Origin of the sequence: Baia soyae (genome assembly GCF_004341445.1) — a bacterium.
GTDB lineage: Bacteria > Bacillota > Bacilli > Thermoactinomycetales > Thermoactinomycetaceae > Baia > Baia soyae.
Window position 1 is genome coordinate 39,736 of the sequence record NZ_SLXV01000012.1, and the last position, 24,405, is coordinate 64,140.

The 24,405-nt window shown below is 42.6% G+C and carries 24 protein-coding genes; 17 read left to right on the forward strand and 7 right to left on the reverse strand.

From position 1 onward, the window contains the following. Positions 1 to 216 precede the first annotated feature (216 nt). Both EDD57_RS05625 and EDD57_RS05630 read right to left on the reverse strand, forming a co-directional pair. Positions 217 to 606: a globin domain-containing protein gene (locus EDD57_RS05625; protein ID WP_131848498.1), complete on the reverse strand. Its 390-nt coding sequence runs from the start codon at positions 604 to 606 to the stop codon at positions 217 to 219. Beyond that, positions 603 to 1,904, reverse strand: coding sequence for a glutamate-1-semialdehyde 2,1-aminomutase (locus tag EDD57_RS05630; RefSeq protein ID WP_131848499.1), 1,302 nt, complete (start codon positions 1,902 to 1,904; stop codon positions 603 to 605). The genes EDD57_RS05625 and EDD57_RS05630 overlap by 4 nt, the downstream gene beginning before the upstream one ends. Positions 1,905 to 2,029: 125 nt before the next feature. Here EDD57_RS05630 and EDD57_RS05635 point away from each other — a divergent pair, with 125 nt between their 5' ends. Both EDD57_RS05635 and EDD57_RS05640 read left to right on the forward strand, forming a co-directional pair. Then, positions 2,030 to 2,779, forward strand: a complete 750-nt coding sequence (locus EDD57_RS05635; protein WP_131848500.1) for a sporulation protein — start codon at positions 2,030 to 2,032, stop codon at positions 2,777 to 2,779. Positions 2,780 to 2,784: 5 nt separating this feature from the next. Then, a complete protein-coding gene (locus tag EDD57_RS05640) occupies positions 2,785 to 3,540 on the forward strand; it encodes a sporulation protein (RefSeq protein WP_131848501.1) in 756 nt (251 codons plus the stop codon). Positions 3,541 to 3,729: 189 nt separating this feature from the next. Here EDD57_RS05640 and EDD57_RS05645 read toward each other — a convergent pair whose 3' ends face one another. Further along, positions 3,730 to 5,511, reverse strand: coding sequence for a cell wall-binding repeat-containing protein (locus EDD57_RS05645; protein ID WP_131848502.1), 1,782 nt, complete (start codon positions 5,509 to 5,511; stop codon positions 3,730 to 3,732). A gap of 176 nt (positions 5,512 to 5,687) precedes the next feature. On the opposite strand from EDD57_RS05645, the gene EDD57_RS14615 reads away from it, so the two are divergent. Both EDD57_RS14615 and EDD57_RS05655 read left to right on the forward strand, forming a co-directional pair. Next, positions 5,688 to 12,551 (forward strand): DNRLRE domain-containing protein, encoded by a 6,864-nt coding sequence (locus tag EDD57_RS14615; RefSeq protein ID WP_131848503.1) that lies wholly within the window; start codon positions 5,688 to 5,690, stop codon positions 12,549 to 12,551. Positions 12,552 to 12,697: 146 nt separating this feature from the next. Continuing rightward, positions 12,698 to 13,060 carry a transposase gene (locus EDD57_RS05655; protein ID WP_131848504.1) on the forward strand — a complete coding sequence of 121 codons (363 nt, stop codon included), beginning with the start codon at positions 12,698 to 12,700 and terminating at the stop codon, positions 13,058 to 13,060. Between the two features lie 302 nt (positions 13,061 to 13,362). Here EDD57_RS05655 and EDD57_RS15120 read toward each other — a convergent pair whose 3' ends face one another. Beyond that, positions 13,363 to 13,491, reverse strand: coding sequence for an excalibur calcium-binding domain-containing protein (locus EDD57_RS15120; RefSeq protein ID WP_131848505.1), 129 nt, complete (start codon positions 13,489 to 13,491; stop codon positions 13,363 to 13,365). A 239-nt stretch (positions 13,492 to 13,730) separates the two neighbouring features. Between EDD57_RS15120 and EDD57_RS05665 the strand changes: the two genes are divergently transcribed. The 6 genes from EDD57_RS05665 to EDD57_RS05690 all read left to right on the forward strand — a co-directional run bounded on the left by EDD57_RS05665 (position 13,731) and on the right by EDD57_RS05690 (position 18,373). Then, a complete protein-coding gene (locus tag EDD57_RS05665; protein ID WP_131848506.1) occupies positions 13,731 to 14,498 on the forward strand; it encodes a hypothetical protein in 768 nt (255 codons plus the stop codon). A 44-nt stretch (positions 14,499 to 14,542) separates the two neighbouring features. Beyond that, positions 14,543 to 15,031 (forward strand): hypothetical protein, encoded by a 489-nt coding sequence (locus EDD57_RS05670; RefSeq protein ID WP_131848507.1) that lies wholly within the window; start codon positions 14,543 to 14,545, stop codon positions 15,029 to 15,031. A 57-nt stretch (positions 15,032 to 15,088) separates the two neighbouring features. Then, entirely contained in the window at positions 15,089 to 15,571 is a 483-nt protein-coding gene (comJ, locus tag EDD57_RS05675; protein WP_131848508.1) for a competence protein ComJ, read from the forward strand. Positions 15,572 to 15,787: 216 nt separating this feature from the next. Beyond that, entirely contained in the window at positions 15,788 to 16,798 is a 1,011-nt protein-coding gene (locus EDD57_RS05680) for an ABC transporter ATP-binding protein (RefSeq protein ID WP_131848509.1), read from the forward strand. Then, positions 16,791 to 17,585: an ABC transporter permease gene (locus tag EDD57_RS05685; protein WP_279388941.1), complete on the forward strand. Its 795-nt coding sequence runs from the start codon at positions 16,791 to 16,793 to the stop codon at positions 17,583 to 17,585. Before EDD57_RS05680 ends, EDD57_RS05685 begins: the two co-directional genes overlap by 8 nt. Before the next feature lie 2 nt (positions 17,586 to 17,587). Beyond that, a complete protein-coding gene (locus tag EDD57_RS05690) occupies positions 17,588 to 18,373 on the forward strand; it encodes an ABC transporter permease (protein WP_131848510.1) in 786 nt (261 codons plus the stop codon). Here EDD57_RS05690 and gerPC read toward each other — a convergent pair. Next, entirely contained in the window at positions 18,370 to 18,693 is a 324-nt protein-coding gene (gene gerPC / locus EDD57_RS05695) for a spore germination protein GerPC (RefSeq protein ID WP_131848511.1), read from the reverse strand. The genes EDD57_RS05690 and gerPC overlap by 4 nt on opposite strands. 141 nt (positions 18,694 to 18,834) lie before the next feature. Between gerPC and EDD57_RS05700 the strand changes: the two genes are divergently transcribed. The 7 genes from EDD57_RS05700 (at position 18,835) to perR (ending at position 22,310) form a co-directional block, all read left to right on the forward strand. Beyond that, entirely contained in the window at positions 18,835 to 19,224 is a 390-nt protein-coding gene (locus EDD57_RS05700) for an Hsp20/alpha crystallin family protein (RefSeq protein WP_131848512.1), read from the forward strand. Positions 19,225 to 19,301: 77 nt separating this feature from the next. Next, positions 19,302 to 19,505 carry a spore germination protein gene (locus EDD57_RS05705; protein WP_072335793.1) on the forward strand — a complete coding sequence of 68 codons (204 nt, stop codon included), beginning with the start codon at positions 19,302 to 19,304 and terminating at the stop codon, positions 19,503 to 19,505. An 11-nt stretch (positions 19,506 to 19,516) separates the two neighbouring features. Further along, complete coding sequence (locus tag EDD57_RS05710) at positions 19,517 to 19,771, forward strand: hypothetical protein (protein ID WP_131848513.1); 255 nt, start codon at positions 19,517 to 19,519, stop codon at positions 19,769 to 19,771. Between the two features lie 82 nt (positions 19,772 to 19,853). Then, positions 19,854 to 20,321 carry a thioredoxin-dependent thiol peroxidase gene (gene bcp / locus EDD57_RS05715; RefSeq protein WP_131848526.1) on the forward strand — a complete coding sequence of 156 codons (468 nt, stop codon included), beginning with the start codon at positions 19,854 to 19,856 and terminating at the stop codon, positions 20,319 to 20,321. A 12-nt stretch (positions 20,322 to 20,333) separates the two neighbouring features. After that, entirely contained in the window at positions 20,334 to 21,107 is a 774-nt protein-coding gene (locus tag EDD57_RS05720; protein ID WP_243649453.1) for a class I SAM-dependent methyltransferase, read from the forward strand. A 27-nt stretch (positions 21,108 to 21,134) separates the two neighbouring features. After that, positions 21,135 to 21,782 carry an endonuclease III gene (nth, locus tag EDD57_RS05725; protein WP_131848515.1) on the forward strand — a complete coding sequence of 216 codons (648 nt, stop codon included), beginning with the start codon at positions 21,135 to 21,137 and terminating at the stop codon, positions 21,780 to 21,782. 90 nt (positions 21,783 to 21,872) lie between these two features. Then, positions 21,873 to 22,310 carry a peroxide-responsive transcriptional repressor PerR gene (gene perR, locus EDD57_RS05730; protein WP_131848516.1) on the forward strand — a complete coding sequence of 146 codons (438 nt, stop codon included), beginning with the start codon at positions 21,873 to 21,875 and terminating at the stop codon, positions 22,308 to 22,310. Positions 22,311 to 22,364: 54 nt separating this feature from the next. Here perR and EDD57_RS05735 read toward each other — a convergent pair whose 3' ends face one another. Together EDD57_RS05735 and EDD57_RS05740 are read right to left on the reverse strand one after the other, a co-directional pair. Then, entirely contained in the window at positions 22,365 to 23,636 is a 1,272-nt protein-coding gene (locus tag EDD57_RS05735; RefSeq protein ID WP_131848517.1) for an AMP-binding protein, read from the reverse strand. Between the two features lie 192 nt (positions 23,637 to 23,828). Continuing rightward, positions 23,829 to 24,152, reverse strand: coding sequence for a DUF2614 family zinc ribbon-containing protein (locus EDD57_RS05740; protein ID WP_131848518.1), 324 nt, complete (start codon positions 24,150 to 24,152; stop codon positions 23,829 to 23,831). Between the last annotated feature and the right edge of the window lie 253 nt (positions 24,153 to 24,405).

A 24,405-nucleotide genomic window follows, 5' to 3' on the forward strand; every position in this document is an offset into this window, starting at 1 on the left:
GGAGCCACAGGTCCCACTGGAATCCAGGTCCTACTGGAGTAAATGTTGCCAACATAGTTGGTGGAGCAGTGCGAGACAACTCTTCAGGGGTAATTAATTCCAATGTGTCAGGATTAAACGCTGGTGATGCTATTGGGCCAAGAGTAAGATTTACTCAAGGACAAACATAAAAAACGAGTATTGGAATTAGCTATTCCATTTACTCGTTTTTTGTGTTTACTGGGTATTTGATTCATGATTTACCATGTGGTAGGCAGACATGGCAAGCCGTGACCACATTTGTTCACGGATGGGACCATGGATGCCTACTTCGTCCAGTGTTTCGTGCATACAAGTAAGCCATGCTTCTGCTCGCTCAGGAGTAATTTCAAAGGGCATGTGCCGTGCGCGTAGCATAGGGTGTCCTTTTTTCTCCGTATATAAGCCAGGACCACCAAAGAATTGAGTAAGAAACATGTATTGGTTTTCAATGGTTTCGGTTAGGTCCTCCGGAAAGATGGGATCGAGAAGTGGGTGTGCTTTAACCCGTGGATAGAAGACTTCTACAATCTGGCGGATGGTAGGTGCCCCTCCGATCGCTTCGTAGATGGTTGTTTGGTTACTCATGGGTGTGTCTCCATTTTTGAAAATGCGATATCTACGGCTTGCAAGGTTTCGAGCATATCTTGATCCGTATGAGCTGTGGTTAGGAACCATGCTTCGTATTTAGAAGCAGCTAAGTAGATTCCTTGTTCTAGCATGAGACGGAAGAATTCTCCGAACTTCTCGCTATCTGAAGTTTGGGCTGTATCGTAATCGAATACCTCTTGATCCGTAAAGTAGACGGTAAGTGCTCCGCCAAATCGATTTAGCGTGATTTGTACTCCATGTTTACTAGCAGAAGAACGAATTCCTTCTTCTAGCCGAGCTCCCATTTCATCTAGTTTCTCATAGGTGCCTTCTTTGCTTAATTCACGAATACAAGCAATTCCTGCGGAGATAGAGAGTGGGTTGCCTGCCATCGTTCCCGCCTGGTACATTGGACCCATAGGAGCGACTTTATCCATGATTTCTCTACGGCCACCGTAAGCTCCGATTGGGAGTCCGCCTCCAATGATTTTCCCGAGTGCGGTTAGATCAGGCTCAACTCCATATAAATTCTGGATTCCTCCGTATTGGAAGCGGAATGCGGTGATGACTTCATCATAGATAACTAAACCGCCGGCCTGATGGACAAGCTCATTTACCTGTTCTAAGAACTGAGGAGCGGGAGGTACAATCCCAAAGTTTCCAACAAGAGGTTCCACTAACACACCTGCAATCTGATCGCCCCATTTAGCAAGAGCCTCTTGCAGAGCGGGGATATCGTTGTAAGGAACCGTAATTACTTCTTGCGCGATACTAGTTGGAATTCCGGCGCTATCTGGGATTCCGAGTGTAGACGGTCCAGAGCCAGCGGCAACGAGGACCAGATCAGAATGCCCGTGATAACATCCTGCAAATTTTAGGATTTTATTACGCCCAGTATAAGCTCGTGCTAGGCGAATAGTGGTCATCACTGCTTCTGTGCCGCTATTTACAAAGCGAATTTGTTCCATGGAAGGAATCGCATCCCGAAGCATCGTAGCAAATTCAACTTCTTTCGAAGTGGGTGCGCCATATAAAATCCCATCAACTGCTGTTTCTTGAATCGCTTGTGTGACGGCTGGGTGGGCATGTCCTAAGATAACAGGGCCAAAAGCCGCTAGATAATCAATATATCGATTGCCATCTTCATCATAAAAATAAGCACCTTCTGCTCGCTTCATGAAGACCGGAGCACCGCCGCCAACCGCTTTAAATGAGCGAGAGGGGCTATTCACTCCTCCTACGATCACATCGAGTGCCTGTTCATATAGTGTAGTAGACTTTATTCTTTGATTCATACGTATCTCACCTTCTCTTTCTCCTTGTCATTGTAACGAGAAACAGGTGAAAACGGAAGCCACAGGCTGTGTTATAATTTCAATTGAAAATGAAATGTGTTTGACGATAGAAGGAGAGGTCAAAGATGCTTCGTAAGTGGATCACCAGTGCTGGATTTGGCTCTGCTAGTGTGGATACCATTTTAGCAGATAACCGCTTTTTCCCTGGGGATGTATTAAAGGGAGAAGTGGTCATTCGAGGTGGAAGTACAGATCAAGATATCTCGAAAATTGAACTAGCTTTAGTTGTCCAATATAACAAAGGCGGAAAAAAAGTATCGCATATATTTAAAAAGTTTCCACTTTCCGATGCTGTGATGATTGAAGCAGAACAGACGAAACGAGTTCCATTCCAATTTCGAATTCCCGCGGAGATTCCGATGTCGGAGGGACGTTTCCCCATTTTCTTAAAAACCATGTTAGATATTAAACTAGGCGTAGCCCCAACGGATTCGGATCGCATTCATATCTTTCCTTCTCCGATCATTCAAAAAATCCTACGAGAAATTGAAGAGGCTGGATTCTTACTTTATAAGATTAGCAATGAATACGATTCAGAAGTGAAGCCACATCCATTTTATCAAATGTTTCAATTTAAACCGATTGGCTCCTTTCATGGATATGTGGATGATTTCTTGGTCATCTTTACCTACGACGAGATTGGGTTACATATGGAAATCGAGATGATTCGCACGGCCAAAGTGCTAACCAGTCAATTATATTGGGAGCATAGTAATCCGGAGTCCACTCTACAAATGAATGGACAAGCCGTACAAGAAGATCCACTACATAAAATTCGCAAGATGTTACGTAGTAGAACAAGAAGGGAGAAATAGTTATTATGTCGATCTTTGGGAAAACATTAGCTAGCATGGGAATCGGGGCTACTAAGGTAGATACACGCCTTGAGAAATCAAGCTATCGTCAAGGAGACTTCATCAACGGAGCCGTTTACGTGCAAGGGGGACAAGTAGAACAGAGGGTAGATGATATCTATCTGTATTTAGTTGTCCAGTATCATCATGAGGGTAATAGTGCCGAATATGTGCTCGATGAGTTCCGGATCACGGAGCCATTTGTGATTGGTCCGAGTGTGTCCAAAGAGATTCCGTTCGAGTTTCAGCTCCCCTATGATGTACCTGTGACGACAAGCGGCTGCCCCGTTTATCTGAAAACAGGTCTTGATATCCGGATGGCAAAAGATCCCGGAGACGTGGATGGGATTGAGATCACTCCTCATCCGCTCGTGCATCAAATGATTCAGTTAATCGAGGAGATTGGATTTGAATTAAGAGGGGTCACAGCCGACTTTGAGCATTACTACACACAACAACCGTTTGTACAGGAATATCGCCTAGCTCCGTTGTTGCGCTTTCAAGATGTAGTGGATCAGGTTGTGGTTGTCTTTACCCCGCATGATCACGAAGTAGATATCATTTTAAAAGTGGACCGTAAAGCTGTGGATTTGATGACTTCGATGGAAGAGGCATTGGATTTGGATCAGAGGATGACTCGCTTTGTTGTGACTCAGGCTGAGTATGAGTCGGGGCAGTTGGCGAGGAAAGTGGAGAGTCTGATTGTGAAGCAGGTTTACTAGGGTTTGGTAGAGTGAATGATTTATAATGGCACATTGGGAGATAAAGTATGGACAGATTATTTTTACCTTCATATCCATAAGTAAGTATTGATAGATGTTGTTACAGAAAAAAGCTGCATCCTGACGTGGATGTAGCTTTTTTCTGTAAGGCCATATGTGATTGTGTAAGAAGTGGCTATAGAGCAATCCCTATTGTAAATACTTCAATAATCGATCTACTAGAGCCTCTGTAACCACTACATTGCCGCCTTGGATAAACAACTGATCGACCTTATTATCATTGCTCCGTTGTCCATCTAAGTATTGCGCTACACTGGTTGAAAAGGAGTCTCTTGGAGTGAGAAGTAAGGTGCCTTTATGTTTGGCCGCAAGTGGTGCCCCTAGGACTGCATCGATATGAATGGTGCCAAGTGGCTGAGCAGGGTCATTCTCCCCATTTGCTAGGACGATCGTTCTAGCATCGGTTTGGAACTTTTTCGCTAACTCAACTCCAGACTCATAACGTGTGAGGGTTTTCCCATCTCCAATTCTCTCTACCGTATTGCCAGGAGCGAGATCGCGTAGTTCTTTTTCTGTGTTTGTAACAACAATCGTAGGGTCATCTACAATCACAAACTTCTTATACTGTGGATATTTTTTGAGGAAGTCTTTCACATCGTCGTGGAGCCCTGTGTCTTTTGCATAGAGAAGAGGTATCCCTTTTTGAATCGATATATTCATTGCTTGTGTACCTACAGGACCGAAATTGCTACTGGTGATAAGAGCAGTATCTGGTTTTGTACCTAATTCATTCATTTTGTTAGTGAAATACTCAGCAATTTTCGCATTGGTTTGGGCTGGATAAGCTCCAGCTATGCGAACAGGCTTAATTCCTAAATCTTGGATTGTTTTTTCCACATTGCTAGACATTCTTTCCGTATTCCCTAGAATGTAGGCTGTATCGGGTTTTAATCGAATGATCTCTTGCTTGACTCGATCGGGGAGTGAATTATTTTTTCCAGTAGGAGTTAGCAAGATAGGAGCATTGTCGAAGTGGGATAGGACTGCTCCGCCTTTTATATCGTAATAGTCATCTTGTCCGGTAATAATGACTGACTTGACTCCATCTGGATGTAGTGCTTGGCTGGTTTTAATTGCTGTGTCATATTGATCAGAACCATTGGTTCTGAGTAAGCTTGGTCGAACGATTTCGACTACACGAGTGATCGAATTCCCGCTTTGGCTCGATGCTTGGAATTCATATTTGCTATAAGCAGGTGTATTTTTTTGGATGCTATAGCTTTCTTGAAAGGGACTGCTAACCGGAAGGTTACGGGTAGTCCCGCTTTTACCTTGTTCTTTCAGGGTTAAAGAAGTGGTATTCGTTGATGTGCCTTCAAACGAAAACCGAACATCTTGCAAAGCAAGTCGATAAGATTCACGAATCGGATTCTCGAGTGCTGGTTTGGTTAGTTTGATCTCGGGAAGGTTTGTATCCGGCTTTTCGCTAAAGGATAATTGGGAGAGTGTAATCGAGTAGAGCATCTCGCCCTTTTCCACCACTAATGCATACTTTCCTGCAGGTAGTGTATTACCTGTTTGGTAAGTTTTTGTACTGTTGTCCAAAGAAGCAATAAAAGCATTCGGTGCTTTCCGTTCTCCAGAAGAGGTTAGGTTAATCGTACCTTCACTCGTTGTTTCAAACGCGTAGTAATGGATTTCTCCTGTATGTAGGTACCCATTGTACGAACCCGGATCGGTGTAAGGTTTTTGAGTCGTAACAGTCGGATCTGTAGAACGTTTCTTTCTTGCACTTTGCTTTTTATCTAAGTTCTTAAGCCCGTCCTTCCAGTTAGAGACAATGGGTTGTGGTAAAGAAGGCGTATAGGATTCTTTATCTGTTGGGCGAACGAGAGAAAGTTTTCCTTCCGCAAGTGCTCCTACTGGCAAGCAAAACGCCACGAATAGGGTAACGAGTAAAATGATGCGCAACCCTTTTGAAAAGCGAACAAATATTTTTCCATCTCCTCTATATCTTATAATTCCTTTTTTAATTTACATGATTATATCTCGATTCACAATGAAAAATATAAAAAATAATTTAAAAACGGATAATAATCATATATAATTTGGAATGGATTTCATGACGGAGGGAGAAAAAGCAACACATGAGTAAGAAAGTTCGAATAATAGTAAGCATGATTGTCACTATTTTCTTATGGACGAGCATGCAACCCCTACCTGCCTATGCGGTAGATTTCATCAACAATGAGTATTACCAATGGCAAATCAAACAGCCATACGCAATGGACAAAGATTCCAATGCACTTCTATCGTTTTATAAAGAGACGGCAGCAGAAAAAAAGGCGGCATCCAAAACACCAGCCGCCCCTGCTAAAGCGTCTATCGTTAAAGATCAAATTATCGACTGGGGGGAACCGGTCATCACCTTAAACGAACCCACTAAGGTTCACGGTGATGGAGCTGAACTCAGTTGGAGTAAGTACACCGGATCTGGTTTCGTAGAGTATCAGGTCCACCGGAGTAACCAGCCTAAATTTACTCCGAGCGAAAGCACCCTCATCGCTCCTATCGACGGAGTGAATCAGACACAATACCGAGATACGACTGCCCAGCCAACTCCGGCGATTAATCCTGCTGAGATGGGACGTACGTATTACTACATGGTCACCGTAAAAACCACCGAAAGCAAAGTGTTCCCTTCTAAGGAAAAGCAAGTGCAATTACCCAAGGCTGGGCTGACCCTACAAGTGATTCAGCAAGCAGAGGATACGACTCTCTCCAGCGCAAAACCAACTACGAATTTAGATAAAATAGATGGAAAACCGTTTCTTTCGGTAGGGAATATGGGTACCTACGGAATTACACGTAGCGTAATCAAGTTTGACTTATCTTCCCTCCCTACCGGAGTAAAAGTATCCAGTTCCTATCTCGCACTCATGAATTCCGAGTATGAGGAATCGGATGATAAAACACCTACGAAATACGATATCTATTCACTCGCCAAAGGATTTACCGAAGAGGCTACCTGGAATGCCCCATGGAGTCAGCCGGGTGGAGACTACGAAATCGGATCACTTAATGCCATTAGTACAAGCTATACAGCCGAGTGGCATCTGTGGAAGACCACTCCTGCCGTTCAAGCGTGGCTAAACGGTACCAAAACGAACAATGGATTTTTACTGAAGTTTCAGGGTGAAGAAGGAAGTGTGAAAGAGCGGACAGCCTTCCATAGTAGCGAATCACCCGATACATCTGTACGTCCGAAATTAATGGTAATCTACACCACGAAGACTGCTGCGAATAACTACTATGCTCCAAGTACTCCTTCTTACATGACCACTGGAGCCGAGTATGTCGTAGACGTCACCTTAACCAATACAACCGAAGAGAAATGGAGTGGTTCTACCGATAAACTTTCCTATCACTGGATCGGACCCGATGGGAAAGAAGTGACGAATGCTCGACTCGATAGCCCGCTTCGTCCCGTAGATGAAAAAGGCATCGAAGCCCCAACCCCGATTGATGTCAATCCCGGACAGACAATTAAAGTTCGAGCAAAGGTAAAAGCGCCTACCCTCACAGGGAACCAGAGTCGTGAATCCTATAGCTTGCGCTGGGACCTCTCGAAAAATGGAAAATGGCTCTCACAAGATGCCAATCCAGTAGCGGTACTGGAGCAAAAAGTAGCGATAGAGAAAAAAGGAGAAGACAAAGGGTTTGGCCATAATGCGGCTCAGATCACCGACTTTGCCAGCCCAGACAGTAAGGTTGGGATGAACGTTTACCAAGGAAACGTCACCTTTTTTTACAAGCCCTACTCGAATCCTTCGAGAGGATTTGAAACCTATGCGCAGCTGAACTATAACAGCCTAAGCACCACAGATGCAGGCCTCGGAAAAGGATGGTCACTCGGGACCGGATCCGTTGTTAGTATCGGTGCCCCTGCCACAAATGGTGCGATGGTCAACAGTAAAGATGAGATTATCTCGGGCGCCGTCGCAGTCGTGGATGAAGAGGGCGAAACCCACGAATTTACTTGGAATAAGAACAAGAATAAATTTGATCCACCTGCAGGACTTAACCTATCTGTAGAATACTTAGGTAGTAAAGATAAACGGAAAAAATGGGTCTTCACAGAGCAAGACCGAGTCCAATACTTTCTAGATGACCGAGGCTATACCAGTGAAATCGTAGATAAAAACGGCAACAAGCTTATCTACGAATACGAAGAAAGAAAGATCGATAACAAACCGAAACAACTTCTACGCCGAATCAAAGACTCGATGAATCGGGAAACCTTGCAAATTACGTATAATGACCGAAATAAAATTGATTATATAGACGATATTGCGGGTAGACGATTGCAGTTTGTCTATGATGACCAAGACCGATTAGTCAAGCTGATGGACGGAATTGAGGTAGGAAAAGTCACAAATGTAACGGACTTAAAAACCTATCGATTTGAATACCACCCGACACTCAAGTCACATATCGTCAAAGTGACCGACTCCCGGGGAAATGCAACCACGTTTGATTATCATACAAGCGGAGACCTAGCGAACAAAGTCTCCAAGATGACCAACCGAGCAAAAGAACACATTTTCATCGACTACAACGCAAATCAGCGGATTGTAACCGATGCGAATAAAGATCGTCATACCGAATACTCCTTTGACGGAAAAGGTCGTCAAACCCAAGTAAGTGTAAACACCAAATCAAAAACACGTACCACCAAATACGAATACGACGATGATGACAACATGATTCGTCTCGAAGAGCCAAACGGGGCTGTTACGACTTGGAAGTACAATGAACATGGGCAACCCCTCATGAAGACTGACCAGGAAAATAACGCCTTGTCCGACGCTTCTGCACGAAAATCCACCCGTTATGAATATCAGACTGGGATGGATGGAAGAGTTTCAGAGCTCGTCAAAGAAACTTCTCCCGAAGGCAGAGAAGTTCGTTATACCTATGATGCCAACGGAAATATGCTCACCAAGCAAAATTCGATGAGCCTCGGAACGACCTATACCTATTGGCCTGGCGGACTTCTAAAGAGCGCCTCCGATGTGAACGGGCACGCCACCCTATCAGATGAATATGATGCAAATGGATTGGCGCAAAAAACAACCGATGCCAAGGGAAATGTCACATGGTCTACCTATGGACCGCGTGGTGAGACCCTCACCACCACCAATCCCAAAGGTAAGCGCATCACCATGACCTATGACATCTATAAACGACTAGAAAAGACCGAAATACCCAAAGATCTGAAGAAAAATGAATACATTACTCAGATTGCCCCTCTATATGACCAAAATGGTAACGTCATTAGAGAAACATCCGCAACCGGAGCGGAAACCTTTTATGAATATGACGCCATGGACCGGGTAATTGAGACCAAACTTCCTTCTGACTCCGATACCAAAGTACCGCGAGTGAAGAAGATGGAATACAACAACGTTGGGAAACTGATCAAAGAGACCCAGCCAAACGGAAGCTTGACCAAGGACGACGATCAGGACTACATCACCACGTATGAATACGACGACTTTGATCAACAGATCGCGGTTACCAACTCACTTGGACATAAGATTACCTATGAATATGACGACGTTGGAAACCAGATCAAAACCACGCTACCAGAGGGAATGGCCTCTACAGCAGACGATAAAGACCATACGGTTCGGAAAGAGTACGATAAAAACCACCGCGTGGTTCGCGAAATCGATGCCAAAGACCAATACACCCATACGACCTATGATGCCGATGGATTAGTCACCCGCATCAAGGATAAAGATGGAAACAACCTTTATAAATACTATGACCGACGCGGACTACTCGCAGAAGAGAGAGTTCCTCATAACGGCAAAGAACTCATCACCAAATACGATTACGATGGTGCCGGAAACCTCCTAAAAGTAGAAACCCCTCGTGGTGTGGCTACCCCAACCAAGGGAGACTTTGTCCAAGAGAAAGTATACGACGAATTAAACCGCGTAACCGAGATCATCTATCCACATGACGGCAAGCAATTAGAACGTCCGAAGATGACGTATCAATACGACGAATTAGGCAACGTATCCGAGGTAACGACCCCTGCTTCCTACGGACAGACCGATCGCATTAAGACCAAGATGACCTATTATGATACGGGCTGGCTCCGAAGCATTGAAGATCCGTTTGGAGTGAAAACCGAGTATCAATACGATGACTTAGGGAAGCAAACGGAAAGAGATGTAACCAGTGCCGATGGCAAGCTCGAGCGGTCAATGGGCTGGGCTTATCAACCAGATGGGAAAGTCAAACAACTCTATGACTCAGGGCTAAAAAGCACGGTTGCAACCTTCAATAAGAAGATGCTTCAATATACGTACGATGCCAATGGAAACCTAGTCGAAACGAGAGATTTGAGTACCAAGGCAAACGTAGACAAGTATAAGATGAAGTACAACCATGTGAACCAAGTCATCTCCGTTGAAGAGTGGAAAAAAGACAAGGTCACGAAAAAATTTGACTACAGCTACGACCGAAACGGAAACCTATTTAACCTCGTCTATCCGGGACAAACCTCGTACTACTATTACGATACATTGAACCAAGTATCGTCGATGATGAGCCAGACCGGAAAAGATGAAGCCCAGTGGACCGAGTATCAGCGTACCACTTCCGGGAAAATCAAACAGGTAACGCTACCAAACGGCAACCAGACCACCTACAGCTATTACGAAGACCAAAAAACCAAAGAGATGCAAACCAAGAAGCAAGACGGAACGCTTCTACAAAGACATTTCCTCGAGTACAACGAAAACGGTCATCGCACGAAAGACATAGCTACCCTCCGCGGTGCAGATAATCAGCAGATGGATAACACCTACCGCTATGAGTATGATGCTCGTGATCGCCTCATCAAAGCGGAAAAGGATGGGAAGCAGAAGTCTTTTGAGACCTATATTCTCGATGCAAATAGCAACATCGTGGAAAAGAATAAAGACAATAAATTTACTAGCTTCCAATACGATCGCAACCGTCTCATCTCGGAGACGAAAGAAGGTGTTAAGTCCGACTATCAATACGATCCAATGGGACGTGTCGAGAAGGTCAAAGAAGGAGAACAGGTCAGAGAGCAATACAACTATGATCCGTTTGATAACGTTACGGAGCATATCAAGACGGATAAAGAGTCCAAGGACCCAATCAAGACCCAATTTGCCTACGACTCTCTAGACCGTACCATCGCGAAAGTGGAGCAGGCAGGAACAGACCAGGCTAAGAAGACCAATTTTGATTACCTTGGTACAACCGAACAAGTCATCTCAGAAGAAGTAGCTGACCAGATCACAAGGTCCTATGTCTACTCCGCATGGGGAGAACGGATGGCGATGATTAAAGCAGGAGAAAAGCCAGAAACATCGTATTATGGTACTAACACCGATGTGGATGTGGAACTCCTAACCGATGAGAAGGGAAATGTTCGTAGTACATATGGATATTCTCCATATGGGGAGAACGATGAGTCTCTCTTCACAGGAGCGGACAAGCTTGATTCGAAGAATCCAAGCAAAGAGATGTACAACTCGTTCCGTTACAGCGGAAAACGTTGGGATCCGAATACAAAGTCCTATGATCTCGGTTTCCGGAACTATTCTCCAGAACAAGGACGATTCCTGACGCAGGACTCGTATACGGATGCAGGGAAATTCAAAGGTCTTGTAATGGATCCAGGGAATGCGAATCAATATGGATTTGCAGCCGGAAATCCAGTGAGTAGTGCTGATTTAGACGGTCACGGATATATACGCGTTGATGATAATTCAGAGGGAATCGCGGGTATATTCGAGGCTCCTAATGGTAATACGGTTCTTCACCATCAGGATGGAGATACAGACACTTATAACCACAAAAAGAAGACATGGACATATAAACAGGCTGACTATAAAAAAAATAGGGCTACTGATAATTCCAAGAAGAAGAAATCAAACCCAACTCCATCGAAACCGAAATCGCAAGCACCACCTAAGCCGAAACCGCCATCGAGTTGGAAAGCGATCGCACATACGATATTAGATGTGGCAGGCACATTTGATCCAACGGGTGCAATCGACGCTGCTCATGCGGCATGGTATTTGTTTGAAGGCGACTATGAAAATGCCTTCTACACTGGAATGGGCATATTCCCCGGAGGCGACGCATTTAAAGCCGGCAAGTATAGCAAGTACGTAAATAGCACCACCTCAAGGTCCGTAAACGCAGCATGTAAATGCTTTGTAGCTGGGACAAGGATCGAGACAGAAGACGGTGGTAAGCCGATCGAAGAAATCGACATAGGAGACAAAGTCCTCTCCAAGAACGAAGAAACCGGAGAAATCGCCTACAAAGAAGTCGAATGGCTCTTCCAGCGAGAGATAGATGAGATATACGAAGTCCACATCGGCGGCGAAGTTATCCAGACCACCGACGAACACCCCTTCTGGGTAGTAGGCGAAGGCTGGGTCAGAGCGAAGGACCTTCGCAAAGGTGACATCTTCGAAACCGATAGAGGGAAGAAATTAGCGGTTGATAAAATCGTTAATAAGAAACAAAAGGCAACCGTTTATAACTTCAAGGTGAAGGACTTTCATACATATTATGTTTCGAATTTGAAAGTTTTGACGCATAATGAGTGTAAGGTTTTTGATGTTGGTATGTACAAAGATTTGAAAGGACATGGTCCTCAAGGATGGGATGCACATCATGTGGGGCAAACTGCTGCAATGAGAAGGTTAGTTGACAACTACGATCGAAATACTGCACCAGCGATATTAGTTCCCAAAGTCGGTCATACTAGAAGAGCGGGTGAAGCGGGGGTAGTCTCGAGAAGCACAAGTGGTTTTACAAGCGCAAGAGATGTGCTAGCTAGAGACATATCGGAATTAAGGAGAGTTTACCCTGATGTTCCTAATTCAAGCCTTAAGGATTTGATAAACATGAATAAAGAGATGTACCCTGAAGTGAGAAGGAGATAATACGACGTCATTCTTTGAAAGGCACGAGTTTGGTGGTCTCATTACTAAAACACCTTATCTTTTAATAGGAAGGGGAATGATAGGAGTAGCTCTAATTTTATTGAGTTAAGGTCTCCTATCGATGGACTATGGGGCAATTAGAGAGATTGGAAAAAGAAGAAGCTTTGATTGAATCTTTATATAAGCAGTTGATAAATGCTAGCTGTGAATTTTATAAAGATGAGTTTATAAATGGATCTGAAAGAAAGATTATTGACCCGTACTGGAAGGAAGCGCTAAAGATGTTCGCGAATCTTTCAGCTGAAGACAAAGTTACTCTTTTTAAGATAATCAAGCAAATACAAGTGGATTCAATATCTGAAATACTAGGGATTTTGGATGGAATAGTATGTGTTGATAATGAATTTATGGAATTTAAGGTTATCATTGATAAAGATGATGAGCCGATTAATGGATCTTTACAAGAGCTATTCCTATCGTATGATGAAGAGCAACGCAAGAGAGAGTGAGTAGTTGGCTCTCATCAGTGAGATGTTGGTGTATTGCAGCTGCTTTGAACTATTTGTAAAAATAAATTAGCCATTTGAACTAGTAATTAACGGTCTCTTTGATATGAAGAGGCCGTTAATATTGTCATGAGCTAATGGTATATCCTGCAAAGCAGATAATGTACTGGTTATTTGCCATAAATGTGCTTGTCCATTGTGGTCTTATCACGAGTGGATTACAGCCTACGTATTATTAAATACAATAAATGGATTGGGAACTAAGTGTTCTCAATCCATTTTTGAGTATGTATGTTGCTGAGGGTCTAGTTACTCTCGCAAGCAATACCATCTTTATCACGATCTAGCTTGTATACTTTATAAGCATTCATGTAAGCAGTGGCTTCTGCACTAGAGGTGGGGCGATGATATAGTGCTAGTTTTTTGTCAGTCATTCAGAAGATCAGATTAAAGTGAGATAGTTTGAAATGTGAACAGCACCCTTGTTATATTTTTTCCAACGCAGTATAAGAGTTGATAGAGTATGTCATGCCCACATTTTGACCACGCACTACCGTGAAATAGATGTAACTGGAGTTAGCTTAGGTAAAGATTGAGTTTGACATTTCGCACTAGGATTAGCTTACTTTCACTATGATATATTATTTAGCACTATGTTTGGCATAATATATACATGTTGGATATTGTTTCGAATAACATTGTCATAAATAATAACTATACCGGTATTCAAATTTTGGATAGTCGCTTGAATTTAGTCAGATGTATAGAGCTCTTCGATGATATTGCTATCTACTCACTATACAAACATCATTCTAACAAAGAGATTATTTTGTATTGTCCAGAAAATGAATGTTTGGTTCATGTCAATTTGGACTCTGGGGACTTTCGAAAAATAGAGTTGGATAATCAATTTTCCGAAGTGGTCTTTTCTTCCATATATTTTTGGAAGAATGAAGAGGTGATGTTCACAGACTATCGTGGGCATTTTTATAGATTATGTATTGAAAGTGGCGCAATCAGAACAGTAGATTTAAATAGTATTAAGACATGTTACACATCGTTCTATCGTTTTTGGGCAAAAGTATCTAAATACAAGATTATAAGTCTATATGAAAATGGCACTGCAGATTGCATGTTATTTAAGGCTGATCATCCACGAATCGGTGTGCTAGATTATCAAACAAATAAAGAGAGCTACATAATACCACCTAATCATAAAGCACACGAAATCATCTATCGTAATGGCATATTTGCTTTTGTTCAAGAAGAAGGTATGATTCTTTTGGAAAATGACGGATGTGTGACCGAGATTAAACCGGACCCTTTCTTTTCATTTCTTAGGGCAAGGTTTATAACTGATAATGGTAAGAATCGATTAGTAACGCTAAGTAGTAATCGTTCGGATGTCGGAAATAGTACTTTATCTATTTATGATACTTAACAAAGGAGGAAGAACAGAAAAAAACAAATTTTCTGTTCAAAAAAATGATAAAAACTCTATATGAACTTAATCCTGATTTATTTCCAGAATTTCAGGAATGCAAAAAAATAAATGGTGAATCATTTGACTTATACAGTCTAGCGGGAATCAAGCTAGATATCGAACAAATGTTACTAGCAGGTAGAATATTATTTCCTGAATTTGAAGAAGTAGATACCATGGTTTTTGAAAAGCGTATAGAATTAAGGGAACAAATTGATCATTGGCGAGAAAATGGATTGCCAAACTGGCAAATAGAAGCTTTATTAAATCATACACATATGTACGGAGCTTACGTTCAAGATGCTGTAGATGCAGGTGATGAACATTGGTTTGAGCTAGGGAAGCTACTGAAAATGTGTTACGAGTTTTCTTTGTCTAGATTATATCCAAACAAAAAGTTTGTTGTGGATTTATACGAGGATCTTGATCCGGGAGACTATGTTCTTACTTTTTATCAACCTGAACCCAAAACAGAGGCTTTGGAGGAGTAGTTCTCCACTTGTTTCTATAAAGCTTTGCTTAGAAACTATTTTAAGGTGGATGTTAATATGAAGTGGGAAGATGTTTCATTAGATATATCTCATTCTCAAATAAATGTTTTTAACACGGACTTAAAGGATCCGTTTAATGATTGGACAGATATACATGTGAACCAAGGTTTTTCTTGGAGAGAGGGCTGTGTATCATTCGGTGCGTTGTCTGACTGGGAATGTGAGATTAGCGTGAAACTGGGAGAAGATATATATGAAAATGAGAATGCTATTCGATCTATCATTGTGCCATTTTATGTGGAGGATAACGGCATAACATTAGCAAGTATTTTATCGGAAGAATACATTTTTGACATCCCAAAAGGAAGTTATGAATTACTATTTCATGCAATCCCTTTAGAATCCGAGGAGGACGGTTTGTATCTGGTAAGATACGAGTTAACATTTGTTAGATGTGCCACACCAAAGCCCCGCATTTTAAAGTATGATGATGAATTATCTCCACCTCAAGAGTTCTGTATGGAGGCTGAACCAGCCTAATTAAATCAAGTGAAAATGGAAAGAATCTTATCGTCTCTGGATTTCGGTCTAGAGGCGATTTTTAATACGTTTGCCCCTCATTGCTGGGTGAGTCCCTTCCCCCCCGAAGGGGTTCTTTTTTATCCATGCTTTCTTTTCCATCCAATAGGGTAGCCTAACAACAAAATGTATAATATACTTATTTTTATATAGTTGATTACAATTGAGGTGTCATAGATGCTAGCGATTGAAGCTAAGAAGCTAACAAAAGAATTCCAAGTCTACCAGAGCCGAAAAGGCTTATCTGGGGCGTTTCGTGATTTGTTGAATCGGGAGTATCGTACGATTCGGGCGGTAAATGAGATTGATTTGTCGATCAAGCCGGGGGAGATGGTTGGATACATAGGAGAAAACGGAGCCGGTAAATCAACCACGATTAAGATGCTGACGGGAATCCTGCAACCAACCTCAGGCATGTTAAAGGTAAACGGTTACGACCCCCACCGCGAACGGGAAAAGTTTGTTCGTACGATCGGGGTTGTGTTTGGTCAACGAAGCCAGTTGTGGTGGGACCTAGCTGTACAAGAATCGTTTCAATTACTCCAAAAGGTATATCGTATCCCTCATGAGAAGTATGAGCCGCATCTAAAGCGGATGATTGATGTGTTAAACATCCAAGAGTTGCTGGATCAGCCTGTCCGGAAGTTAAGTCTAGGCCAACGAATGAGATGTGAATTAGCAACTTCTTTAATCCATCAACCTTCGCTCTTATTCTTAGATGAGCCTACGATTGGACTCGATGTACTTGTAAAAGAAGACATTCGTCAGTTCCTAAGAGACATTAACCAAGAATTAAACACAACGGTTCTGCTTACGACTCATGACTTAGGAGATATTGAAGCACTCTGCTCAAGAGTGGTGATGCTGGATAAAGGAAATATCATCTATGACGGAGACATGAATCGATTAAAACGTGAATGGGGAGATGGGAAACGGATTGTATTGGAAACGGAGAGGGAGTATGAGTTGTCGGAATTACTGGCGACGACAGAAGGCCTTCCTGTGGAGTGGGAGAAGAAAGCGAGCCATACATATGAGATAAGGGTTCCTGGCGATCAAGTGCAAGTGCCTGAAGTCCTTGGCAGAGTCATCGAGCGCGGCATTGCGATCCAAGAGATGCAGCTGGAGGAAGCGACTGCGGAGGAGATCGTGCGTAAGATTTATCAGGAGGGGATGACGATTGATTAGGATGTATGCAGAGATCATCCGAATCCGATTTCTGATGATGTTAGCGTACCGTGTGAACTATTACAGCGGTATTTTAATTTATAGCTTAAACATTGGAGCCTATTATTTTTTGTGGACGGCTATTTATGGTGGGCAAGGGAGTATAAATGGTTTCACAGCTCTACAAATGGCTACCTATATCGCGATTTCGTGGATGTCGCGTGCGTTTTATTTTAATAACGTCGACCGTGAAATTGCGACCGAGATTCGGGATGGTACGGTAGCGATTCAATTTATCAGGCCGTATAACTATTTGATGGTAAAGGTGTTCCAATCGTTTGGTGAGGGTATCTTCCGTCTGGTTTTATTTAGTGTTCCAGGGATGTTTTTAGTATCGCTTATCTTCCCTATCCAGCTACCAGGCTTCGGCTGGATTTGGTTAAAGTTTGCGCTTAGCTTATTCTTGGGCTTTGTGATCAATATACAAATTAACATCTTGGTAGGAATTCTTGCCTTCTTTGTATTAAATAATCAAGGAATGCTATGGGCGAAGCGGATGATTGTTGATTTGCTTTCTGGTCTTACGATTCCGATTGCCTTCTTCCCAATCTGGGCGCAGTGGGTTCTAAAAGCATTGCCGTTTCAAGCGATTAGTTACCTTCCGAGCGTGGTGATCGTGAAAGACTTGAGTGGATCCGCATTTTGGGGAGCGGTGGGCATTCAAGCTATGTGGTGCGTGCTCTTATTAATTCCGATTCAGATGATTTGGAACAAAGCGAGACATACTCTCGTTGTACAGGGTGGTTGATTATGGTTCAATTTCAGCTTTTATGGGAGTATTTTAAGCAATATATGAAAGCAAGATTAGAATATCGTTGGGACTTCATATCCCAATTTTTCACGGATTTGATGTCTCAAGCGATTAACCTCGTCTTTATATTAGTTGTATTTGGACATACGCAACACTTGGGCGGCTGGAGCCGTTACGAGGTTATTTTTATCTATGGATATTTCCTAATCCCGTGGGCGGTCTTTACCTCGTTCTTTAACTTATGGGGATTTAATGATAAATACATCATCCGTGGAGAGCTAGACCGAGTTTTGACCAGACCTGTCCATAGTTTGGTCCAAGTCATCATGGAGTCTATGGCACCTGAATCCTTAATGGGCGTGCTGACGGGCAGCATTGTCATGGGCTGGGCGGTGTGGCATCTACCACTCGATTGGGCTTGGTACGATCCGCTTCTCTTTATCATGTTTGTATTAGGTGGAGTGGCTGTCTATGCAGGTATCTATGTAGCGCTGACCAGTATTAGTCTCTATTCGGACTCGAAGTCTGATATCCAGCCGATTGTGTATAACATCGGGACCTACGGACGCTATCCAGTTAATATTTACTCGAAAATCATCCAGTTTGTGTTGACGTGGATATTGCCCTTTGCCTTTGTCGGGTTTTATCCGGCCAGTTATCTGTTAGGCAATGGAGATTGGAAGGTCTACGCCATGTTAACTCCTGTGATAGGAGCCGTTTTCTTCTCATTAGGACTTTATAGTTGGAATCGTGGAATTGAGAATTACAAAGGTGCTGGTAGCTAAGCACCTTCTTTTTTATTTGGCGATTTCTCCGTTGTTGTGCTGTTCCGCCCAGGATTGATTTCTAGGTTTGTCCCAAATTTTTCGGTGATCTCGTCTACAAAACCATTCATGTCTTCTACCATGGCTTGTGAGGCTAAGCCCACATTTAAGGTTCCACTTAACGTTTCCACATGTAATTCCTGTACTTTATAGGTGATATGTTCAATGGCGATAGGCTTGATCTGATTTACCTGTTCTTGCAATAGACAGTTATCATGTCTGAGGGAATGCATTTCTTGTTCTAATCGTTGAATTCTGGTATACATTTCTTCCCAAGTCATTTCTCCAACTCCTACTTTCTGCTATGAACTTCTTTCTACAGTTATATGCGCTTGTCTTATGACAACATGCAGAGAATTTTAGTTTTTAGCCAAGCTTTATTTGAATAGAAGTAGCAGAGAGAGAATAGGGGGGGATCATCCTTGAAGACCGAAGATTTTTCCCGCTGGCAGCAATTAGCCAAACAGTTTTTAGGGGATGAATTTTTTCAAGATATCGTGGGTTCCCAAGGGTCTAAGGCAAGTTCATCGTACCCGGCAGTAGACGTGTACCAAGGGAAAAATGAAGTGATTGTGCTCGTAAATTTACCCGGAGTAGAAGAAATTCGCATGATTGACCTCAAGGTAGAGGGCGAGCAATTAACGATCAGTGGAAATGTTGCGGAATCGTATGGGGACCATGAAGTGATTATTTCAGAGCGGAAACAGGGGCCATTTTCGAAGACGGTTTCACTAGGCGCACCTGTGGCTAGGAAATATAAACAGGCTCGTTATCGTAGAGGTGTGTTAGAACTGCGTTATCCGAAATTATAGGAATCACGTAAAGGTGTGTCATCGCCTACTCTCCTTTCATATGATAAAGAAGCTCATGGAGGGAGGGAGCGATCGGCATGCCAACTATTAATAACATATTTAACATTAAAATAAACAGTGTATCCAGTGCTGCCTCTGTCAACTTTGGCAATACCATCAATATTGGCGCAGAAAGCAATAGTAAATCGCTTGGCGGCTCCTCCCCAGTAGGTGATTTTACTCGGAATTTTGACTGTGAAAATAACGTCTATATTGATCCGGATATTATCGATCAGGCATAGGAGATGAACGGATGGTACATGTAGAGATTCGATACCTTGATATCAAAGCAGTTTCGAACGCTGGATCGGTGAATATCGGTACGACGCTAAATATCATGGATAAATCTGCAATACCGTCTGTTCCACAGGTTCCAGCTCCTCCCAACGGGGATCAAACTGCACCTGTGATTCCACCTGGAGATGTAGCTCCACCTGGGGATATCGCTCCACCTAGAGATGTAGCCCCACCTAGAGATGTAGCCCCGCCAATGGCTCCCAAATCGTAAGAAAAAAATAGCCGAGCTTTGGTAGAGGGCTATTTTTTTGATACAATTAAATCAACCAACCTATGACGTAGGAGTGAAGAAAATGTTGCATGGACAAGCCCCTAATTTTACGTTACCTGCTTCAAATGGAGAATTAGTTACATTATCCCAATTCCGTGGGAAAAATGTGATTCTCTATTTCTATCCGAAAGATATGACACCCGGTTGTACGACACAGGCGTGCGATTTTCGTGATGCGCACTCGTCGTTTGAAGAAGCAAATACTGTGATTCTAGGGATTAGCCGTGATCCTGTGGTAAGGCATACAAAGTTTATTGAAAAATATGATCTCCCCTTCCTTCTACTAAGTGATGAAGAGGGCAAGGTATGTGATTTATATGGTGTTTATAAAGAGAAGAATATGTTTGGAAAAAAAGCGATGGGGATTGAGCGGTCTACCTTTGTTATAAATGAAGAAGGAATGATCGTGAAGGAAGAGCGGAAAGTAAAAGTGAAGGATCATGTTGGACAAGCACTTGAATTTGTACAACAGAATCTGGAATCTAACTAAGGAGTGAACCCTTTGAACGTCAACACTTCTTATGAGTGGCCTGATTACTATGACTGGACTTCAAATGGGCTGGATCACGATACGACGTACTATACAGAGCTGGCTAAGGCCTCAAGGGGGCCTGTGTTGGAATTGGGATGTGGAACGGGTCGTGTGACAGTTGCCATTGCTAGAGAGGGAATTCCGATCATAGGGCTTGATAACTCCCATGAGATGTTACAACGTGCGGAGCAAAAAGCGCGGTCGCTCGGAGTATCTTCCCATATCCAATTCATGGAGGGAGAGATGCAGGATTTTGAACTGCCTGATTCCCGCTTCTCTTTAGCTATCATCCCATACCGTTCTTTTATGCATGTAACCCATGTAGACGAGCAAATCAAAACCTTAGAAAATATATATCGACACCTAACAGATGATGGAGTGCTCGCTTTTAATGTATTTGTGCCGTTTATGGATCAACTTGTAGAAATGGATGGGAAGAAGCAATTTCGAGGTACTTTCCCGGTTCCAGGGACGGAAGATGAGATCGAGCTATATGACTTTACGGAAATCGAGCCGTTTCATCAGCTTGCTCAGATTACGCGATACATGGAACGATTTGATCACAAAGGCAAGTCACTCGAACGAATTCGTACCATGCTAGAGATCCGGTATTCGTTCCCTACGGAGTTGTTCCATTTGCTGGGGTCTTGCGGGTTTCGGGTTACCCAAACATATGGCACGTTTTATCGAAATCCCTTTTCGCATCAAAGTGAAGAGCTGATCATCGAAGCACGTAAGGCATAAATAGACAGAGAAAGAGGGGAGAACCGGATGAAGCCGAAGCCAAAACGGGTTCCAACGAAGGAAATTTTAAGCACCTTAGGCTTTATGTATCCAGATGCGCACTGTGAATTAGACTACCGCAACCCGTTTGAGCTGCTAGTCGCCACGATTTTATCTGCTCAGTCCACAGACCGTCAGGTGAATATCGTAACCAAGTCGTTATTTGAGAAGCATCCAACTCCGTTTGATATAGCGAATCTGACAGCAGATGAATTGGCAGAAGAGATTAGGATGTTGGGGTTATTTCGCAATAAGAGTAAAAACATCTTGCAAACGTGTCAGATTTTAGTAGAGAAGTACCAAGGAGAAGTTCCGAATGATCGTGCCAAATTAGAAGAGCTACCGGGTGTAGGTCGGAAAACAGCAAATGTGGTATTGAGCAATGCATTTGGCGTCCCTGCTCTAGCTGTCGATACGCATGTACAACGGGTTGCTAATCGGCTGGCGCTGGCGGATAGTGAAAATGTGTTGGAGACGGAGAGACAGTTAATGCGTAGAGTTCCACGAGCCGAATGGACAGACACGCATCATCGGATTATCTGGCATGGAAGAAGAGTTTGCAGTGCTCGTAACCCAAAATGTTCCTCTTGTCAGTTGCTTGAATTTTGCTGGTATGGGAAAAATAGCACCAAGTAGCGTTGACAATTTCGTGAAATGAAAATAGACTAATTATAGATATTCTAAAGTAAGAATCATTTCATTGACAGACATAGCGAGGTGGGGGAAATGGATAAAAACCGCCTGACAGGTGCTATTGAAACCTTGAAAGAAAGCGGTGTTCGCATGACCCCTCAACGACATGCGATTTTACAATACTTGCTTTCTTCTATGGAGCACCCAACAGCAGACGAAATTTATAAAGCGTTAGAAGCAAACTTTCCGAATATGAGCGTAGCCACAGTGTACAATAATCTTCGTGTCTTTAAAGATGCTGGCTTAATTCGTGAACTTACGTACGGGGATGCATCAAGCCGGTTTGATGCAAATGTGGAAGATCATTATCATGTGATCTGCCAGACCTGTGGTAAGATTACAGACTTTGATTATGCTCCTATTGATTTAGAAGATCGCGCTGCTGAGGGAACAGGTTATATAGTGGACTCACATCGTTTAGAGTTTTATGGTACATGTCCAACATGCCAACATTATCGAAAAATCCAATAGGAACAAGCTCTTTCATGCAGGTAGACCCCTAACATGTAAGAAGCTTGTTCTTTTTTATATTTGCTTCTGGATATAGCCTCTAGCTGTCAAGATGACATGAGTCCCTGTGGACAACCATCCATTTTTCATGTTGGATTCATAATCAGGATCAGAGGATAATTCCTCCATGCGAATCATTTGGCTTTTTACCAATAGCTCACTATCTGTTGACACCCTCACGTCCACGGAAGGAAGAGGAATAAACATCTTCTCATCATCTCCATGGCTTTTTCCGACTGCGATGACTGGACAATCTTCTGTTCCAAAAAGTTCAAAGATCGATCCTTGCAAATGCTCCTCTATCGTTGGAAATGGGTAGGGTAAAGGTTCTGTAGAAATCAGACACCTTAGATGTTCACCCAGCTTTTTTGGAACTGCGTTTTTAGTAAAACGATCTATTACTGCATTTCGAATCCTAGAAAGAATGATTTTTTTAAGTGTTGTGGTAGGTGATTCCGTTTGCTGTAAATCTCGTTCCAATTGTTGCAATGATTCAGGTGTCTGTAAACAGATCGTTGAATAGTTGGTTTCAGTGTGTGGGTACAATCCATTTTTCAAATCTAAGTACGAAATACTGGAACCTGATAGCAAAGGATAGAAATGCCCGACCAAACGTTCTATGAAACAGGAATACGGCAAGCAAGATAAAAATTGATCTTCTTCTGAAATAGGAAGTAAATAGGATAGAGAATGAACAAGTTGTAGGATATTTCCGTGGCTGTACGTTAGGGCCCGAATTCGGTCGTCTGCAAATAAATAAATAATGGTGGCAGGGTCTTGCTGTTGAATGGATGGATAGGGTAGATTGTATGCATCGTTTGAGACGGTTTGTCCTAATTGAACCATAGTATCAAAGGTTACTGCCCCAACCTGAAAGGAACGTCCCGTTAATAAGGCTACATGCTTCATATGGGGAAGAAGATATTGGATTTCTTCTAGCATACCCGGATTTTCGATGAGAATGGAAGTAATATCGGCATGTTGAATCAATTCAACAATCTGCTCTTTGGACCGTAACGGATCGATCGGGACAGAGATGCCCCCTAGGGCTAAGATAGCTAAGTCGCATATGATGGCTCTTGGGTTCGATCTTGCATAGATGGCAACTTTGCTCCCAGCTTGAATCCCTAATTTTTGTAATCCGTAGGCTACATCATGGATCTGATACCAAAGCTGTTTGTATGTATAAACACGTTCTTTCTCCTGTTTGTGCCAACATAATGCGGGATTTTCAGGATGATGTTTTACAATTCTCGATAATAGTTCAATGATGTTGTGAGGTTTCAATGGTCTATCCCTCCTACAAAATTGAAATTAAATATGGAATGGTAACTATACTATAGTTTTGAATAAGTCAGAATATGAATGGCGTATAGAGAAAGTGGACCTGGTGTTTGAGAGAATGAAAATAAAAAAGATGTTCTACTTTATTACTGCCTACAAGTAATAAAGTAGAACATCTTTTCAAGATAACTTGATTTAATTTACTGTTTTAGGGGGTGCACCTGGTGCATCTTTTGGATCTAGGGAAAGGATTGCACGACAGTGGCTACATTCATCCCGCTTGCCCAATAGCTTGGTTTGTTTTTTACACTCAGGACACTCTACTGACACGGATTGAAGGGATAGCATCCCAATCCAGAAATAGATGCCGACACTTGCACAGACAGTGAGCAATCCGAGGATGAAGAAAACGACCATCCAGCTAGGAATAGCAAAGCCTATGTACATAATGCCTACGCCTAGAAAAATGAGCAATAACGCGAAAGTGCGTATTTTATTTAGCTTACCGGATAAGAGCATATCTATGGTACCTCCTATAGGGCCTATCTCTTTCATTAGTGTTTACATTGTATCATTTTCGAGACAGAGAAAAAACGAAAAAAGTTATTGACTCTTATTTTGTGGCGTGCTATATTATTACATGTCGCCGCGATACGGTGACGGTAAATGAAAAGCAAGTGTTCCTTGAAAACTAAAGAGTGAATGAACCAAGACCTGTTTAATTACTTTAAATTGAGCTTAGCTCAAACTTTCAATGGAGAGTTTGATCCTG

Bases quoted from the DNA above. Each gene is read 5' to 3' on its own strand.
- EDD57_RS05640 (WP_131848501.1), top strand. From the start codon at position 2,785: ATGTCGATCTTTGGGAAAACATTAGCTAGCATGGGAATCGGGGCTACT.
- EDD57_RS15120 (WP_131848505.1), bottom strand. From the start codon at position 13,491: ATGACTGACAAAAAACTAGCACTATATCATCGCCCCACCTCTAGTGCA.
- EDD57_RS05630 (WP_131848499.1), bottom strand. From the start codon at position 1,904: ATGAATCAAAGAATAAAGTCTACTACACTATATGAACAGGCACTCGAT.
- EDD57_RS05680 (WP_131848509.1), top strand. From the start codon at position 15,788: ATGCTAGCGATTGAAGCTAAGAAGCTAACAAAAGAATTCCAAGTCTAC.
- comJ (WP_131848508.1), top strand. From the start codon at position 15,089: ATGAAGTGGGAAGATGTTTCATTAGATATATCTCATTCTCAAATAAAT.
- perR (WP_131848516.1), top strand. From the start codon at position 21,873: ATGGATAAAAACCGCCTGACAGGTGCTATTGAAACCTTGAAAGAAAGC.
- EDD57_RS05710 (WP_131848513.1), top strand. From the start codon at position 19,517: ATGGTACATGTAGAGATTCGATACCTTGATATCAAAGCAGTTTCGAAC.
- gerPC (WP_131848511.1), bottom strand. From the start codon at position 18,693: ATGACTTGGGAAGAAATGTATACCAGAATTCAACGATTAGAACAAGAA.
- EDD57_RS05670 (WP_131848507.1), top strand. From the start codon at position 14,543: ATGATAAAAACTCTATATGAACTTAATCCTGATTTATTTCCAGAATTT.
- EDD57_RS05665 (WP_131848506.1), top strand. From the start codon at position 13,731: ATGTTGGATATTGTTTCGAATAACATTGTCATAAATAATAACTATACC.
- EDD57_RS05740 (WP_131848518.1), bottom strand. From the start codon at position 24,152: ATGCTCTTATCCGGTAAGCTAAATAAAATACGCACTTTCGCGTTATTG.
- EDD57_RS14615 (WP_131848503.1), top strand. From the start codon at position 5,688: ATGAGTAAGAAAGTTCGAATAATAGTAAGCATGATTGTCACTATTTTC.
- EDD57_RS05690 (WP_131848510.1), top strand. From the start codon at position 17,588: ATGGTTCAATTTCAGCTTTTATGGGAGTATTTTAAGCAATATATGAAA.
- EDD57_RS05625 (WP_131848498.1), bottom strand. From the start codon at position 606: ATGAGTAACCAAACAACCATCTACGAAGCGATCGGAGGGGCACCTACC.
- bcp (WP_131848526.1), top strand. From the start codon at position 19,854: ATGTTGCATGGACAAGCCCCTAATTTTACGTTACCTGCTTCAAATGGA.
- nth (WP_131848515.1), top strand. From the start codon at position 21,135: ATGAAGCCGAAGCCAAAACGGGTTCCAACGAAGGAAATTTTAAGCACC.
- EDD57_RS05635 (WP_131848500.1), top strand. From the start codon at position 2,030: ATGCTTCGTAAGTGGATCACCAGTGCTGGATTTGGCTCTGCTAGTGTG.
- EDD57_RS05705 (WP_072335793.1), top strand. From the start codon at position 19,302: ATGCCAACTATTAATAACATATTTAACATTAAAATAAACAGTGTATCC.